The following is a 1,344-nucleotide window of genomic DNA, read 5'->3' on the forward strand; positions in this document are numbered from 1 at the left end:
TTCGTCTCTTCGCCAAAACAGCTTCGGCGTTGTAAGGTTAAGCCTCACGGTTCATTAGTATCGGTTAGCTCAACGTATCGCTACGCTTACACACCCGACCTATCAACGTCGTCGTCTTCAACGTTCCTTCAGGACTCTCAAGGAGTCAGGGAGAACTCATCTCGGGGCAAGTTTCGTGCTTAGATGCTTTCAGCACTTATCTTTTCCGCATTTAGCTACCGGGCAATGCCATTGGCATGACAACCCGAACACCAGTGATGCGTCCACTCCGGTCCTCTCGTACTAGGAGCAGCCCCCCTCAATTCTCCAGCGCCCACGGCAGATAGGGACCGAACTGTCTCACGACGTTCTAAACCCAGCTCGCGTACCACTTTAAACGGCGAACAGCCGTACCCTTGGGACCTACTTCAGCCCCAGGATGTGATGAGCCGACATCGAGGTGCCAAACACCGCCGTCGATATGAACTCTTGGGCGGTATCAGCCTGTTATCCCCGGAGTACCTTTTATCCGTTGAGCGATGGCCCTTCCATTCAGAACCACCGGATCACTATGACCTGCTTTCGCACCTGCTCGCGCCGTCACGCTCGCAGTCAAGCTAGCTTATGCCATTGCACTAACCTCCTGATGTCCGACCAGGATTAGCTAACCTTCGTGCTCCTCCGTTACTCTTTGGGAGGAGACCGCCCCAGTCAAACTACCCACCAGACACTGTCCGCAACCCCGATTAGGGGTCTACGTTAGAACATCAAACATTAAAGGGTGGTATTTCAAGGTTGGCTCCACGCAGACTGGCGTCCACGCTTCAAAGCCTCCCACCTATCCTACACATCAAGGCTCAATGTTCAGTGTCAAGCTATAGTAAAGGTTCACGGGGTCTTTCCGTCTTGCCGCGGGTACACTGCATCTTCACAGCGAGTTCAATTTCACTGAGTCTCGGGTGGAGACAGCCTGGCCATCATTACGCCATTCGTGCAGGTCGGAACTTACCCGACAAGGAATTTCGCTACCTTAGGACCGTTATAGTTACGGCCGCCGTTTACCGGGGCTTCGATCAAGAGCTTCTCCCTAAGGATAACCCCATCAATTAACCTTCCGGCACCGGGCAGGCGTCACACCGTATACGTCCACTTTCGTGTTTGCACAGTGCTGTGTTTTTAATAAACAGTTGCAGCCAGCTGGTATCTTCGACTGATTTCAGCTCCACGAGCAAGTCGCTTCACTTACCATCAGCGTGCCTTCTCCCGAAGTTACGGCACCATTTTGCCTAGTTCCTTCACCCGAGTTCTCTCAAGCGCCTTGGTATTCTCTACCTGACCACCTGTGTCGGTTTGGGGTACGATTTG

1 rRNA gene is annotated in these 1,344 nt (G+C 52.9%); it reads right to left on the reverse strand.

The annotated features are described in order from the left end of the window. Positions 1–33 precede the first annotated feature (33 nt). Positions 34–1,344 (reverse strand): 23S ribosomal RNA (locus NWP14_RS27720); the annotation flags it as partial.

Source organism: Klebsiella sp. C349492, from assembly GCF_042055345.1.
GTDB lineage: Bacteria > Pseudomonadota > Gammaproteobacteria > Enterobacterales > Enterobacteriaceae > Klebsiella > Klebsiella scottii.